Here is a 13,766-nt window from a genome sequence, read left to right on the forward strand (position 1 = left end):
ATGCGCAGGCCGCAAGCGCTCCGTCAGGTGGCGCTTTCGGCCGGTCGCGACATCGACGCGACGCTTGCCTTCTGGCTCGATGTCTTCGGCCTTCCCGTACACGCCCGCTACGACCCGCCCGGCATCGCCTTCATCATCGTCGGCGGCATCAGGCTGTTTTTCACCGGCGGCATACCGCAGGCGACCGTCTATCTCGACATAGACGACCTCGACTCCTTTTACGAAACCGCATCCGACAATGGCGTGGCGTTCACCACGGCACCCACGCTCGTCCACCGCGATGCGGCGGGCGAATTCGGCCCTGCCGGCGAGAGCGAGTGGATGGCTTTCCTGAAGGACCCCGCCGGCAACACGATCGGGCTGGTCGAGCGCAAATAGGCTTGCGCATTCCTCTGAACCACTCCATCTCGTCGCGATGCGCCGCTGCCCCCGGGCGTTCTACGATTCCGAGCGTAAGGGAACAGCATGCATATCCGTCGTTTTGAACCGCGTGACTTCGATGCCGTGGTGAACGTCATCCTGCCCATCCAGCGAGACGAATTCGGCTTTGACGTTACCGTCGACCACCAGCCGGACCTCCGGATCATTCCAGAATTCTATCAGCGCGACCTTGGCGATTTCTGGGTCGCCGAAGCAGATGGCAAGATCGTCGGGACGATCGGCCTGGTCGACATTGGCGATGGGCTCGCCGCCTTGCGCAAGATGTTCGTCGCCGCCGAGTGGCGTGGCCGCGAACATGGAATCGCCGCAAAGCTGCTGGGGCTCTTGCTTGCCACGGCCCGCGAACGCGGCATCCGCGCGGTCTATCTCGGCACCACCGACAGGTTTCTTGCCGCCCATCGCTTCTACGAGAAGAACGGCTTTGCCGAGGTCGCCAGATCCGACCTGCCGGCGAGCTTCCCGGTCGTGTTCATCGACACCAAGTTCTACGTGCACCGGCTGGATGCCTGAAAAGCAGAGGGCCCCACGCAGGGGCCCTCGTCTCTTGCCAGTGGTCCGGCATCAAGCTTCCGACGCCATCGCAGCTTCGCGGATCTCAGCCTCGTTGACCTTGGTGCCGTTGAAGAAGGCGTTCAGCACCACCGCCGACACCGATGCCAGAAGGATGCCCGACTCGATCAGCGGGTGGATGTCGTGCGGCATCCACATCTTGAAGTCGGGGGCGACGAGCGGGATCATGCCGAAGCCGATGGAGACCGCGACCACGAACAGGTTGTTGCGGTTGGTCTTGAAGTCGACATTGGACAGGATGCGGATGCCGGTCGCCGCCACCATACCGAACATCACCAGCCCCGCACCACCGAGCACCACGGTGGGCAGCGCCTCGACCAGCGCGCCCATCTTGGGCACCAGTCCCAGGATCAGCAGGATCACACCGCCGGCAACGCAGACAAAGCGGCTCTTGACGCCGGTAACGCCGACGAGGCCGACATTCTGCGAGAAGGAGGTGTACGGAAAGGTGTTGAACAGGCCGCCGATAATGGTGCCAAGACCATCGGTGCGCAGGCCCGCCGACAGCATCGGCTGGGTCACCTTGCGTCCGGTCATGTCGCCGAGCGCCAGGAACATGCCTGTCGATTCGATCATCACGACGATCATCACCAGCACCATCGTGATGATCAGGATCGGGTCGAAGATCGGCATGCCGAAGCGCAGCGGCGTGATGAGCTCGAACCACTCAGCCGAAGCGACCTTGTCGAAATGCATCATGCCGAGCGAAGCGGTGAGCACGCCTCCAATGAGGATGCCGAGCAGCACGGCGATGTTGGCGACAAACCCCTTGCCGAACTTGGCGATGACCAGGATCGACAGCAGCACGACCGCCGAGATCGCGACATTGACCAGCGGCGCATAGGCGGCGTTGGGCGCGGTTGCGGCGAGCGCAAGCTTGGCCGGGATCGGCGGGATGGTCGAGCCGGTGGCAGCCGCCATCTCAGTCACGGTCTTCAGCCATTCGGCATGCTCGGGCGCCACCAGCCGGGGCGCGGTCGGACCGACCGGGTTGCCGAATATCCAGTTGATGCCGATGCGCATCAGCGACGCGCCGATGACGACGATGATGGTGCCGGTGACAACAGGCGGAAAAAACCTGAGCATGCGGCTTACAAGCGGCGCGATCAGGAAGGCGACGATGCCGGCGCCGATGATGGCGCCGAAGATCATGCGGGCGCCGTCGGGGCCCTGATTGGCGTTGGCCATGGCGACCATCGGGCCGACGGCGGCGAAGGTGACGCCCATCATGACCGGCAGCTTGATGCCGAACCACTGGGTCGCGCCGAAGGACTGGATGATGGTGACGAGGCCGCAGACGAAAAGATCAGCGGAGATCAGGAAGGCGACCTGCTCCGGATCGAGCTTGAGGGCTCGTCCGATGATGAGCGGCACCGCGATAGCGCCGGCATACATGACCAGCACGTGCTGGATGCCGAGCGCGGCTAGGCGAGGCGCTGGCAGCACCTCGTCCACAGGATGAGTACTGTTGGACATGGCATTTGTTCCCCTTTTGCCAGCCGGTCCGAAGAATGCCGAAGAGGACCGGTTCCCTTCTCCCAAGGGATGGTGCAGGATCGTCTGGAACCGCCGTGCAGGCTATCAAGAATTGTTTGAAATCATCGCGTGAAATTCATGAAGATCGTCACCTGGAACATCAACGGCGTCCGTGCCCGTATCGAGAACCTTGTGCATTGGCTCAAGGAAAGCGATCCGGACATTGTCTGCCTGCAGGAAATCAAGACGGTCGACGAAGGCTTTCCACGTTTCGAGATCGAGGCGCTCGGCTACAATGTCGAAACCCACGGCCAGAAGGGCTTCAACGGCGTCGCGATCCTGTCCAAGCTGCGCTTCGACGAGGTCAATCGCGGCCTGCCGGGCGATGATGCCGACGAGCAGGCGCGATTCATCGAAGGCGTGTTCTCGACCGACAAGGGCGTGTTGCGCGTCGTGTCGCTCTATTTGCCCAACGGCAACCCCGTCGGCACCGAAAAATTCCCCTATAAGCTGTCATGGATGGCGCGGCTGGAGCGCTGGGCAACGCAGCGGTTGGCACTCGAAGAGGCGCTGGTGCTCGCCGGCGACTACAACGTCATCCCCGAGGCCATGGACGCCCGCAACATCGAGCTGTGGCTGGGCGATGCGCTGTACCAGCCTGAGACGCGGCAGGCGTTCCGCCGGCTGATCAACCTCGGCTTTACCGAGGCCGTGCGCGCGGTCACCGACCAGCCCGACGTCTATACCTTCTGGGATTACCAGGCCGGCGCCTGGCAGAAGAACAACGGCATCCGCATCGACCACCTGCTGTTGTCGCCGGAAGCCGCGAACCGCTTCGCCTCGGCCTCGATCGAAAAGCACGTCCGCGCCTGGGAAAAGCCGTCCGACCACGTGCCCGTGGCGATCGATCTCAATCTTCAGGCGGCGTGAGCCCCAGCCAGGGCTTCGGCCCTGGCACAACATGTCATGCTGTTGAAATACATCGGGCGACCGCCAGTGGCGGTCTTGCCAACAGGCGTATGCAATCCGGCAGCGGTAATCGTTCCGCCTACTGGTTGCCTTTGGTCAGGATGTCTTCGGCAAGCGAGATCGCCGTGCGGCGATCGGATTCGTCGGCCAGCGCAAATGCCTCTTCCTGCATGCCGCGGATCCAGGGCTGGTCGGAGGGCTGGGCGCGTTCGAGGGCCGCGGTCATCATGGCAAGGCCGCGCACCACCTTGCCGCTCTGGAACAAGAGATTGCCAAGCGTCGCCTGCGCGCCGGCATGGCCCTTTTCCGCCGCCAGCTGCAGCCAGCGGCCCGCCTGCTTGACCGACGCCTTCACGCCACCGTCGCCCTTGAGGAACATCTTGCCCATCTCATACTGGGCATTGGCATTGCGGTAGTTGGCGGCGGCGCGCATGTAATATTCCTGCGCGGCGACCGGGTTGGCCGAGACCGGGCTGCCCGGGATGCCTTCCTTCATGTAGCCACCGAGTGCCACGAGCGCATCGGAGACATAACTCTCCTCAGGCGAGCCGGGCTCGACATCCTGCTCGGCGATCTCGGTGAAGAATTTGAAGGCCTCGTAGTCGTCCTGGGCGACGCCGTCGCCTTCGGCATACATGCGTGCAAGCTTCCAGGTGGCGCCGATCTGGCCGTTTTCAGCAGCGTAGCGATAGGCCTCGACGGCCTGGTCCTTGTGACCGCTCTTGTAGGCGGAGAAGCCGAACTGGAACACAGCCCACGGGTTCGATTCCGGCTTCACGCCGGTCTTGTCGTCGAACACCTTGTCGTCGAACGCCAGTGCCTCGCCTGCGGCGCCCAACAGGGAGACCGCGACAAGCGCCGAAAAGGCTGATGCTCTTACCAACTCAGATATGCGCATGGCAGTACGTTTCTTCCGCCCACCTCGGTGGGTGACCGTGCCCTTGCCCTGCAGCTCGGACACAATTCCAGATCGTGCCCGGCTTTTCGGCCGGACCCGGATTCCATTCTTTCGCCCTCTCCACGCTTTCGCAGTCGGACCGCGCCAGGCCAGCCTCTGCGGCCGTCTGCGCCAGGTCCACGACATCGATCACATCAAGATGCGCGTTGTTTTCGACCAAACTACGGCCAAGGCGTTGCAAGAAATCGTGATCGGCGGCCAACTGCGCCGGCACGCTCGTGGAGTGTATGACGACGCCAATACTTCTGCGGGGCGCGCGAAAACTCGAAGCACGGCAGGAAAAGCGGCGTCCAAAGACCGATGCCGCCGTCTTTCGACGGCTGGGCAGCTTGGCCATGAAGGTCGCCTTGGCGTTCATTTCTGTTCCTGCCGCGACATCGCGACTTTGCTGTTGGATTCCATTGACAACGTCCCTCAACCGGGCGCTGGTCCGAAGACCCATTCGAGGTGCGCCGGGTTTATGGCGGGAAATTGGCAATGTCCCCGTCATGTTCCTTAGCCGATAGCTTGATTAAAAAGTGTTGCCGAATCGTCACAACTGTTGCCGACTTGCCGCGCCATGGTTTCTAGAACGGAAACGCGCGGGTCGGCGACAGGCCACAAAAAAGCCGGGCACGAGGCCCGGCTTTTTTTGATCAGATTGTGGAGGTTACCACTTCACGCTGTAGCCGGCTGAGACGGCGACGGACCAGTCGTTGCCGACAGCACGATTGAAGCCAAATGCCGGGTTGTTGGCAGGCACAGCAAGGCTATACTTATCTTCGGTAGCGGCAGTCAGATAAGACAGACCGAGGCCGGCGCGCAGTTCGCCGCCGATCTTGTCCTTCATCGAAACGCCGGCGCCAATCGTATAGGTATCGCTCTGAAGGTCCCAGCCGGTGCCGACACCACGGTCCCACGTTGCAAAGACCGTGCCGGAGATCGCATCAGTGAAGGCGTGGCCGATACCGCCCGTGACCGTCCAGCCGTCCTGCCAATTGTAGGTATTAATCCGAGTGGTGGGGCCGGGATTGAACTTGTTTAGAACAAGCAAGAGTCGCTCGTTCACCGACCAGTCTGTCCACTTCACACTACCGTATGCGAGCCAACCTGGAGCGATGCCGGACTGAACCTTCAACTCAACGCTCTGGGGAAGCTCCGCAAAGCCCTGCGCAACTGGTGCTCCGTTGGTCGTACCCTCTGCTGCCACATCGGTACCGGAGCGGTACATCAACTGAGCGCGCAGTGCGATTTCCGGAATTTCGTATGCAAGTCCAGCACGCCAACCGATATCGTTGTCCTTCAGCCTAACCGAAACGGTACCGCTGCCGCCAAGCAGAGTGTAGTCAACGTTTTCGACAAAAAGCCCGCCGAGAAACGATAGGCTTCCCTTGCCCAAGTCATACTTGAAGGCGCAGGTGGCGCCGTATTCCGTGACCGTAAAATCTTCTTCGAGCTTCGCCAGCGTTCCATTGCCAGGGAAGCGATAGGTCACGCCGCCGCCATAAGGCTGGCTCACTGTCCCGGCGCAGGAAAGCTGGTCAAAGAACTTGAACTTAACGGCAGCTGACGGGACGACATAAGTATCCGCGAAATTGTAGCCAGTACCGTCCGCGTAGCCATTTACAGTGAATTCGCGGTGCGGCTTGACCACGACGACGCTGGTACGCAGGTTAAAGTTGCCCTGTTCAAACAGGATGTCCGTATCGGCCGTGCCGCGCGAAAAACCGCCAGCCTGGGCTGTGCCTGCCGCAACGATCGTCAGCGCCGTTGCCCCCAGCAGCGCTTTGAGACGCGAAATGTTCATGGTGGTCCTCTCCCGAATGCCTCGTGACGAGAATTGAACGAATTCAGACTGCTCACGCAACATTGATTTTTTGCAAACATTGGCGGCCCAGCGGCAGGGGCATGGCAGGGGTCATCGCCTTCCGCTTACGCAAACGTCAATTTTAGCCAATTCCGCATCATTCGATCCTGAATCTCCAGGGAAATCCGGAACCGGAATGCAAAAACAGCCCGAAATCGGGCTGTTTTGGAGGCTTGTTACATTATGGCAACAATCGGGCGCAAAATAGTTACATTGGCCACAATTTACGCAGCGACATGCCTTTTCTGACGGCACAAGCAAAGCCTGCCGCAACGTCATCGCGCGGCAGGTTTTGAGCTTCGAATCGTCAGCCGGCGTCGCGCACGCGCGACAGCGCCGTGTCGAGCTTTTCCTGCGTCCGGCGGTAGTCCTCGAGCTTTTCGCGCTCGGCTGCGACGATCTCTTCCGGAGCCGAAGCGACGAACTTCTCGTTCGACAGCTTCTTGTGCAGCCGGGCGATCTCCTCGGTCGTCTTGGCGAGCTCCTTCTGCAGGCGCGCCGCTTCGGCGGAGAGGTCAATCAGGCTGCCGAGCGGCAGGCAGGCAGTGGCTTCGCCGGCGACGATCTGGGCCGCTCCCTTGGGTGCCGCCGCCTCATGCGTGATCTCGCCGACGCGGGCGAGGCGCGCAATCGCCGACTGATGGCGCTTCAGGCGCTCCAGCGTCTCGGCATTGGCCCCGACGAAGACGAGCGGCGCGATCGCCGCCGGCGGCACGTTCATTTCGGACCGAACCGAGCGGATGCCGCTGACGAGATCGACGAGCCAGTTGATCTCGGCCGCAGCGCCCACGTCCTCGAAATCAGGCGCCGGCCATGCAGCGTGGCACAGAAGCGACGTGCGCTCCTTGCCCTCGCCGGCGGTGTGCGCCCACAGCTCCTCGGTCATGAACGGCATCATCGGATGCAAGAGCTTGTAGATCTCGTCGAGCACGAAAGCCGCGACCGCCTGGCTTTCCGCCTTGGCGGACTCGTCCTCGCCCATGAAGATCGGCTTGAGCAGTTCGAGGTACCAGTCGCAGAAGGTGTTCCAGACGAAACGATAGGCAGCACCAGCCGCCTCGTTGAAGCGGTAGGTGGTGATCGCCGCAGTCACCTCGCGCGTCGCGCGGGTCAGTTCGGTCAGGATCCAGCGGTTGACGGTCAGCTTGGCGTCGTTGAGCCAGAATTCGTCATTGCGCGCGACACCGTTCATCTCGGCAAAGCGCGTGGCATTCCACAGCTTGGTGCCGAAGTTGCGGTAGCCGGCAATGCGGGCCGGATCGAGCTTCACGTCGCGGCCCTGCGCGGCCATGATCGCCAGGGTGAAGCGCAGCGCGTCGGCGCCATACTCGTCGATCAGCTCCAGCGGATCGATGACGTTGCCCTTCGACTTCGACATCTTCTGGCCGTTCTTGTCGCGAACCAGCGCATGGACGTAGACCGTGTGGAACGGCTCCTCTTCCATGAAATGCAGGCCCATCATCATCATGCGGGCGACCCAGAAGAAGATGATGTCGAAGCCGGTCACCAGCACGTCGGTCTGGTAATAGGTTTCGAGCTCGGGCGTCTTGTCCGGCCAGCCGAGCGTCGAGAACGGCCACAGCGCCGACGAGAACCAGGTGTCGAGCACGTCCTCATCGCGGGTCAGGATCTTGCCCGGTTCGAAATTCTCGAGGCGCTCCTCGACCCAGGCCTTCCACGGCCCTTCAAGCGCGAGATAGTGCTGGATCGCTGCATCGAGGGCTTCTTCCTCGCTGCGCTCGACGAAGACCTGGCCGTCCGGGCCATACCAGGCCGGGATCTGGTGACCCCACCACAGCTGACGCGACACGCACCAGGGCTGGATGTTCTCCATCCAGTCGAAATAGGTCTTTTCCCAGTTCTTGGGCACGAAGTTGGTGCGGCCCTCGCGCACCGAGCGCAAGGCAGGCTTGGCCATCTCGGCGGCGTTGGCGTACCACTGGTCGGTCAGGAACGGCTCGATCGGCACGCCGCCACGGTCGCCATGCGGCACCATGTGCTTGTGGGGCTCGATCTTGTCGAGGAAACCGCCCTCTTCCATGATCTGGACGATCAGCTTGCGCGCCGCGAAGCGGTCGAGGCCGTGCAGTTGCGCCCACACGCCGTCGCGCATCTCGGTGCGCTCGACGCCTTCGAGGAACTCGTCGTTGTCGACGATGTTGATGTTGGCCTCGACGGTCAGGATGTTGATCTGCGGCAGGTTGTGGCGCTTGCCGACCTCGAAGTCGTTGAAGTCATGTGCCGGCGTGATCTTGACCGCGCCCGACCCCTTTTCCGGATCGGAATATTCGTCGGCGACGATGGGGATCCTGCGGCCGACGATCGGCAGCACGACGTGTCTGCCGACGAGGGCTGCGTAGCGCTCGTCTTCGGGATGGACGGCAACGGCGGTATCGCCGAGCATCGTCTCAGGCCGCGTGGTCGCAACCGTGATGTAGGTCGCCGGGTTCTCCGGATCGTAGACCTCACCTTCGACAGGATAGCGGAAGTGCCAGAGATTGCCGTTGATCTCGTGCTGCTCGACCTCGAGATCGGAAATCGCGGTCAGGAGCTTCGGATCCCAGTTCACAAGGCGCTTGTCCTTGTAGATCAGGCCCTGCTTGTGCAGCGTCACAAACACCTCGATGACGGCCTTGGACAGGCCCTCGTCCATGGTGAAGCGCTCACGCGACCAGTCGCAGGAGGCACCCAGCCGCTTCAGCTGGTTGAAGATCATGCCGCCGGACTCGTCCTTCCACTCCCAGACCTTGTCGACGAACTGCTCGCGGGTCAGGTCGCGGCGATGGATCTGCTTTTCCATCAGCTTGCGCTCGACCACCATCTGGGTGGCGATGCCGGCATGGTCCATGCCGGGCTGCCAAAGCACGTTCTTGCCACGCATGCGCTCGAAGCGGACCAGAATGTCCTGCAGCGTGTTGTTCAGCGCATGGCCCATATGCAGCGAGCCGGTGACATTGGGCGGCGGGATGACGATGGTGAACGGGTCGGCACCCTCGGGCGCGCCGGCGCCTGCCTTGAAGGCGTCGGCATCTTCCCAGGCCTTGGCAATCCTGGGTTCGACTGTTTTGGCGTCGTAGGTCTTCTCAAGCATCGGAATTGGTTCCGTTTTGGTCCGGATCTGTTGGTCCGGTGTAAATCGGATGGGTGCAACCAAGTCAACAGCGCGGCAAGCACCAGCCGGAAACGAAAACGCCGCCCGAAGGCGGCGCTTTCATGTCGGCAGAGCCGAAATCACTGTGCGCCGCGTGCCACGCGTTCGATCTCTTCGCGTACCAGCCGTTCGACCAGCGTCGGCAGGTTGTTGTCCAGCCAGTCCTGCAGCATCGGCCGCAGCATCTCGGTGGCGATGTCGTCGAAGGATTTGCGGCTGCGCGCCGCGTAGGCGTCGTTGAGCTCGCCGAAAGCCGCTGAGATCTGGCGACCCGCCTGTTCCGAGATGATCGCAGGCTTCGGCGCGGCCAGCTCTTCGGCCACGGCAGGCTCCGGCGTTGCCACTACGGTCTGGGCAACGACCTGAGGTGTCTGCTTCTCCGCTTCGCGCGGACCAGCCAGGCGCTCCATCTGCTCTACGGCGATCGTCGACTGCGGCGCCCAGCTTGCGGCAGCCGGGCGGGTTGCGGCGGGCATCTCCACGATGGGCGCCGGTGTCTCGACGACGGGCGCTGGCGCCTCGGCGACGGTTGAGCGCATGGGCATTGCGGTGGCCGCCGCGACCTTCGGCTCTGCCGACGGCCACTTCGCGGGCTCGTCGCGCCGCGGCACTTCCTGCTTCGCGGCCATCGGTACGGCCTCTGCCGGCTTCACATCGACCGGCGCGGCCTTGGGCGCCTGGAACTCGGCCCTGAATGCCTCGACTTCGATGATGTTGCGGTCGCTGCGGTCGTCTTCGGGCTCCGGCCGCATCTGTTCGAAATCAACCGCCGGACGGCGTCCGGTATCGTTGTCTTCGATGATCCTGCGGATGGAAGCGAGAATCTCTTCCATCGAGGGTTCGCGCTGAGCGCTGCTAGCCTGAGCCATCGTCACATCCGCCGCCTTTGTGACAGGATACAAAATGCGCCCGCCGAAACGGGCGTCGAATCAGAGCCCAAGCGTAGCCGACTGATTCCCCTTCGAGAATCCCCAATCGGACACCCCTGGCGATTTCAACAGAATACAGTGTCCCGGCCGCTCGTCGGCAAAACGAAAACGGGCGCCTGCTCCATAGGAGCAGACGCCCGCCTGATCAGGTAGCCGGCTCGCTGAAGCTCAGCGGCCGTCCGGCGTGCGGAGACCGATCCACTTGTCCTTGACGGCGTTGTAGTGCTCTTCCGGCTTGTACTTGGTCACCTGCAAATTGAGCCGCTCGACCGACAGATTGCCGGCGGCCGACAGGATGGCATAGCTCGCCACCACGACATCGCGCTCGGCGGTCGCCAGGTTGATCTGGGCGTCGATGACGTCCCTCTGCGAGTTGAGCACGTCGAGCGTCGTGCGCTGGCCGACATTGCGCTCCTCGATAACGCCATTAAGCGCCAGCTGTGCTGCCGAGATCACTTCGCGGTTCGCCGCCACCGCCTCACGCGCCGCCGCGTACTGCGTCCAGGCGGACGTCACCGCCTGACGAACCTGGTCGCGGCTGACATCGACTTCGATGCGAGCCTGGCCAAGTGATTCCTTGGACTGGCGCACGGTCGCCGAGGCACGGCCACCCTGATAGATCGGCACAACGAGCGATGCGCCGATATTGGCCGAGGTCGTCCAACCGTCCGGCGAGGTGATGCTGTTCGGTGAATTGTCGCGATGGACCTGCGAAATGCCGGCCGATGCCGACAGTTGCGGCAACAGCGCGCCTTCGGCCGATTTCACCGAGAAGCCCGCCGCGTCGACGAGATATTCGGTCGCCTGGATCGCCGGATGTTGATCGGCCGCCAGTGCTACAGCGCTGTCGAGGCTCTTTGGCAGAAGCTTGGACAGCGGCGCTGCCCCCTTCAGGTTCTTCGGGTCTTCGCCGACGAGTCGGCGATAGGTCGCAGCACTTGCCAGTGCCTGGGCGCGGGCAGCGGCCAATTGCGCAAGCGCCGACGACCGCGAGGCATCGGCCTGCGCCACGTCGGTACGGGTGCCCTCGCCCACGTCGAAACGCGAACGGGCAGCGCGAACCTGTTCGCCGAGGAACTGCAAATTGCGTTCCCTGAGCGCCGCGATCTGGCGGTCGCGGATCACATCCATATAGGCGCTCGCCGCATCGAACAGGATGTTCTGCTCGGTATTGCGCAAGCTCTGGTTCTGCGCGCGCACACGCGCCTCGGCAGCTGCGACGTTGTTCTTGGTCTGGAAACCGTCGAACAGCGACTGCTTGATCTCGATGCCGAACGAGCCGGTCGTCAGGTGGCTCGTCGAGTCCCGCCGCGTCGTCGAATAATCGATACTGGCGGAGCCATTGATCGTCGGCCGATAGCCCGACTTGGCGATCGCCACGCTTTCATCGATGACACGCACCCCGGCGCGGGCCGAATTGAGCTGGGAGTTGTTCTGATATGCCTTGGCCAAGGCCCCGAGGATCGTTTCCGCGGAGGCCGACAGCGGCGAAAGCGCCGTCGCGGAAACCAAAGCTACGGCAAACACACTTTTACGGAAAAACGACACGCGCGTCCCTCATTCATTCTGCGGCGAGCTGCCCGAAGACAGCTACTAATGCCCCTCGCCGAATCCGACAACAAGCGACCAATCTGGACTAGTACAGTCCAGAATCAATCACCCTCGTCCGCTCCTTAGATCATCACGACGCATTGCCCGCCGCAAGAAAAAGGAGATCAGAACTCAAATTCGTGTGTGCGATTGAAGCCGGGTAGTGGCTTAACTGCCGCATTGAAAGCACGACGCGCCGTCACTACGGCACCATCCTTGAGGAAGACGCTGGCGACGCCGGCGTTGCCGCGACCCTCTACGACGACCAGACGACCGCCGTCCTTGAGCTGGGCAAGCAGTGCCTCGGGGACCTGCTCGACACTGCCGCCGACGAAGATCACGTCATATGGCGCCTGCGACGGATAGCCGGCAGCGAGAGGTGCCGTTACCACGACGACATTATCATGGCCGAGTGACGAAAGCGTCGATGTCGCCTTTGCGGCAAGCGTGGCATCGCTTTCGAGCGCGATCACCGAGCTGGCGATGCGCGACAGCACCGCCGAGGAATAACCCGTGCCGCAACCGACATCGAGAACGAAGTCGCTCGGCGCAATTTCTGCCAGCTGTGCCAGCTTGGCGAAGGGCGACGGCTCCATCAGATAGCGCGGCTGATCAGCATCGGCGGTCGCGCCGTAGCGCATGTCTTCGTCGATATAGGCAAGCTCGCGATGGCCGCTGTCGACGAATTCTTCGCGCGGCACGGACAGCATAGCTGAAAGAATGGCTGCGTCGGTCACGTCGGTGGTGCGGACCTGGCCGTCCACCATCTTCACGCGACGTTCGGAAAAATCAGCGTTCATGTTCAACTGGTCCGCCTTCGGCGCGTGATGCGCAACTATAACTGCCCGAATGGGTCCTCGGCGGCGGTTGCCGAGGAAGCTGGAGGCCTCGCCCGGAATCGAACCGGGGTGCAAGGATTTGCAGTCCTCTGCGTAACCACTCCGCCACGAGGCCTCGCCGCTTCGGGCGTCTACAGCGCTCCAATAGGTTGCCAGGATTCCGCCGTCAAGCGGGAGACGACTCTTTCTCCGTGGGTTTTGGCTGCCGCCACGGCAAAGGACCTGGGAAAGGCTCAGCAAAGGATTCGATCATGCACCGCAGCAGCAAGAATCGCAGCAACGCCCTTGTTTTCCCTCCAGACGCGGCTCGGCCAACGCCTTCGCAACGTGGCCGGGCGGTGCAAGGGCGATGTCGGGCGATTCCCTGGCGTCGCCTGCGCTAGTTCGCTGGCCGCTTGCGCCGCTCCCACCAGATGATCAGCCTGCGGCGTACGCGGCGGACGACATGGAATTCGTGCGACAGGACCAGAAGTCCGAGCGGAATCATCCAGAAGCCAAGCACCGGCAGGAAGCCCAGCAGGCCAAAGAAGGAGAGGGCGACGCCGATGCCGATGCGCACCCCGCGCGAACGCGGCATGGCGAATTCGCGGCCGAAGATCGAAATCTTGCGTCTGGGTGGCTGCTGGGGGCTGGCGCTGGTCATTATCCCTGCATTTGCTCGGTGAAGCCTGTGCGCCCGAATGACGCGCCAAGCCGGCGAAAGGCTTGGTAAAGCGGACATATGAGGCCGTCCCGGGGTGATTACCAGAAAGCTGTCTGGGAAAAACTCGCAAAAAGGTTCGATTACCGCTTTGCAAATCGAATTCCCGTTGCTATACGCCGCCTCGTTCACACCAGAGCGCTGTTCCCCGGTAGCTCAGTGGTAGAGCAACCGGCTGTTAACCGGTTGGTCGCTGGTTCGAATCCGGCCCGGGGAGCCACTTCCACTTAGGAAGTTGTTATTTCTCAACGTTTTCAATAGCTAGGAACTCCCTCCGGTCCACATCGCGGTCCACAG

At 62.3% G+C, this 13,766-nt stretch carries 13 protein-coding genes and 2 tRNA genes; 5 read left to right on the forward strand and 10 right to left on the reverse strand.

From position 1 onward, the window contains the following. Together Amn_RS15685 and Amn_RS15690 are read left to right on the forward strand one after the other, a co-directional pair. Entirely contained in the window at positions 1-378 is a 378-nt protein-coding gene (locus tag Amn_RS15685; RefSeq protein ID WP_182574089.1) for a VOC family protein, read from the forward strand. A gap of 87 nt (positions 379-465) precedes the next feature. Further along, positions 466-951: a GNAT family N-acetyltransferase gene (locus Amn_RS15690; RefSeq protein WP_286290293.1), complete on the forward strand. Its 486-nt coding sequence runs from the start codon at positions 466-468 to the stop codon at positions 949-951. A gap of 51 nt (positions 952-1,002) precedes the next feature. Here Amn_RS15690 and Amn_RS15695 read toward each other — a convergent pair whose 3' ends face one another. Beyond that, positions 1,003-2,487 (reverse strand): nucleobase:cation symporter-2 family protein, encoded by a 1,485-nt coding sequence (locus Amn_RS15695; RefSeq protein ID WP_286290295.1) that lies wholly within the window; start codon positions 2,485-2,487, stop codon positions 1,003-1,005. On the opposite strand from Amn_RS15695, the gene Amn_RS15700 reads away from it, so the two are divergent. Further along, positions 2,480-2,620 carry a hypothetical protein gene (locus Amn_RS15700; RefSeq protein WP_157097079.1) on the forward strand — a complete coding sequence of 47 codons (141 nt, stop codon included), beginning with the start codon at positions 2,480-2,482 and terminating at the stop codon, positions 2,618-2,620. The two genes, Amn_RS15695 and Amn_RS15700, sit on opposite strands and share 8 nt — an antisense overlap. A gap of 5 nt (positions 2,621-2,625) precedes the next feature. Beyond that, positions 2,626-3,417: an exodeoxyribonuclease III gene (gene xth, locus Amn_RS15705; protein WP_067961597.1), complete on the forward strand. Its 792-nt coding sequence runs from the start codon at positions 2,626-2,628 to the stop codon at positions 3,415-3,417. A 118-nt stretch (positions 3,418-3,535) separates the two neighbouring features. Here the strand turns inward: xth and Amn_RS15710 are convergent, their stop codons facing one another. From Amn_RS15710 to Amn_RS15750, 9 genes are all read right to left on the reverse strand, one after another. Beyond that, the gene (locus tag Amn_RS15710; RefSeq protein WP_067961595.1) at positions 3,536-4,354 is read right to left on the reverse strand and encodes a tetratricopeptide repeat protein; all 819 of its coding nucleotides are present in this window, start codon (positions 4,352-4,354) and stop codon (positions 3,536-3,538) included. Next, complete coding sequence (locus Amn_RS15715) at positions 4,341-4,772, reverse strand: hypothetical protein (RefSeq protein ID WP_286290299.1); 432 nt, start codon at positions 4,770-4,772, stop codon at positions 4,341-4,343. The genes Amn_RS15710 and Amn_RS15715 overlap by 14 nt, the downstream gene beginning before the upstream one ends. A gap of 291 nt (positions 4,773-5,063) precedes the next feature. Next, complete coding sequence (locus Amn_RS15720) at positions 5,064-6,200, reverse strand: outer membrane protein transport protein (protein ID WP_263006956.1); 1,137 nt, start codon at positions 6,198-6,200, stop codon at positions 5,064-5,066. Positions 6,201-6,567: 367 nt separating this feature from the next. Further along, positions 6,568-9,351, reverse strand: a complete 2,784-nt coding sequence (locus Amn_RS15725) for a valine--tRNA ligase (RefSeq protein ID WP_286290300.1) — start codon at positions 9,349-9,351, stop codon at positions 6,568-6,570. Between the two features lie 140 nt (positions 9,352-9,491). After that, on the reverse strand, positions 9,492-10,280 hold the full coding sequence (locus tag Amn_RS15730; RefSeq protein ID WP_192316189.1) for a PopZ family protein: 789 nt from the start codon (positions 10,278-10,280) through the stop codon (positions 9,492-9,494). Between the two features lie 228 nt (positions 10,281-10,508). After that, complete coding sequence (locus Amn_RS15735) at positions 10,509-11,888, reverse strand: TolC family outer membrane protein (RefSeq protein WP_185910112.1); 1,380 nt, start codon at positions 11,886-11,888, stop codon at positions 10,509-10,511. Between the two features lie 167 nt (positions 11,889-12,055). Continuing rightward, positions 12,056-12,730 carry a protein-L-isoaspartate O-methyltransferase family protein gene (locus tag Amn_RS15740; RefSeq protein ID WP_154384242.1) on the reverse strand — a complete coding sequence of 225 codons (675 nt, stop codon included), beginning with the start codon at positions 12,728-12,730 and terminating at the stop codon, positions 12,056-12,058. A gap of 80 nt (positions 12,731-12,810) precedes the next feature. Continuing rightward, positions 12,811-12,884 (reverse strand) — tRNA-Cys (locus Amn_RS15745). Between the two features lie 264 nt (positions 12,885-13,148). After that, on the reverse strand, positions 13,149-13,412 hold the full coding sequence (locus Amn_RS15750; RefSeq protein ID WP_286290304.1) for a hypothetical protein: 264 nt from the start codon (positions 13,410-13,412) through the stop codon (positions 13,149-13,151). 202 nt (positions 13,413-13,614) lie between these two features. Between Amn_RS15750 and Amn_RS15755 the strand changes: the two genes are divergently transcribed. Then, a tRNA-Asn gene (locus Amn_RS15755) sits at positions 13,615-13,689 on the forward strand. Positions 13,690-13,766 lie beyond the last annotated feature (77 nt).

The sequence above is a fragment of the Aminobacter sp. Y103A genome, from assembly GCF_030294925.1.
Lineage (GTDB): Bacteria > Pseudomonadota > Alphaproteobacteria > Rhizobiales > Rhizobiaceae > Aminobacter > Aminobacter ciceronei.

Excerpts from the sequence above, each read along its gene's own strand:
- Amn_RS15715 (WP_286290299.1), bottom strand. The coding sequence starts at position 4,772 with ATGAACGCCAAGGCGACCTTCATGGCCAAGCTGCCCAGCCGTCGAAAG.
- Amn_RS15730 (WP_192316189.1), bottom strand. The coding sequence starts at position 10,280 with ATGGCTCAGGCTAGCAGCGCTCAGCGCGAACCCTCGATGGAAGAGATT.
- Amn_RS15720 (WP_263006956.1), bottom strand. The coding sequence starts at position 6,200 with ATGAACATTTCGCGTCTCAAAGCGCTGCTGGGGGCAACGGCGCTGACG.
- Amn_RS15740 (WP_154384242.1), bottom strand. The coding sequence starts at position 12,730 with ATGAACGCTGATTTTTCCGAACGTCGCGTGAAGATGGTGGACGGCCAG.
- Amn_RS15685 (WP_182574089.1), top strand. The coding sequence starts at position 1 with ATGCGCAGGCCGCAAGCGCTCCGTCAGGTGGCGCTTTCGGCCGGTCGC.
- Amn_RS15750 (WP_286290304.1), bottom strand. The coding sequence starts at position 13,412 with ATGACCAGCGCCAGCCCCCAGCAGCCACCCAGACGCAAGATTTCGATC.
- Amn_RS15690 (WP_286290293.1), top strand. The coding sequence starts at position 466 with ATGCATATCCGTCGTTTTGAACCGCGTGACTTCGATGCCGTGGTGAAC.
- Amn_RS15710 (WP_067961595.1), bottom strand. The coding sequence starts at position 4,354 with ATGCGCATATCTGAGTTGGTAAGAGCATCAGCCTTTTCGGCGCTTGTC.
- xth (WP_067961597.1), top strand. The coding sequence starts at position 2,626 with ATGAAGATCGTCACCTGGAACATCAACGGCGTCCGTGCCCGTATCGAG.
- Amn_RS15725 (WP_286290300.1), bottom strand. The coding sequence starts at position 9,351 with ATGCTTGAGAAGACCTACGACGCCAAAACAGTCGAACCCAGGATTGCC.
- Amn_RS15695 (WP_286290295.1), bottom strand. The coding sequence starts at position 2,487 with ATGTCCAACAGTACTCATCCTGTGGACGAGGTGCTGCCAGCGCCTCGC.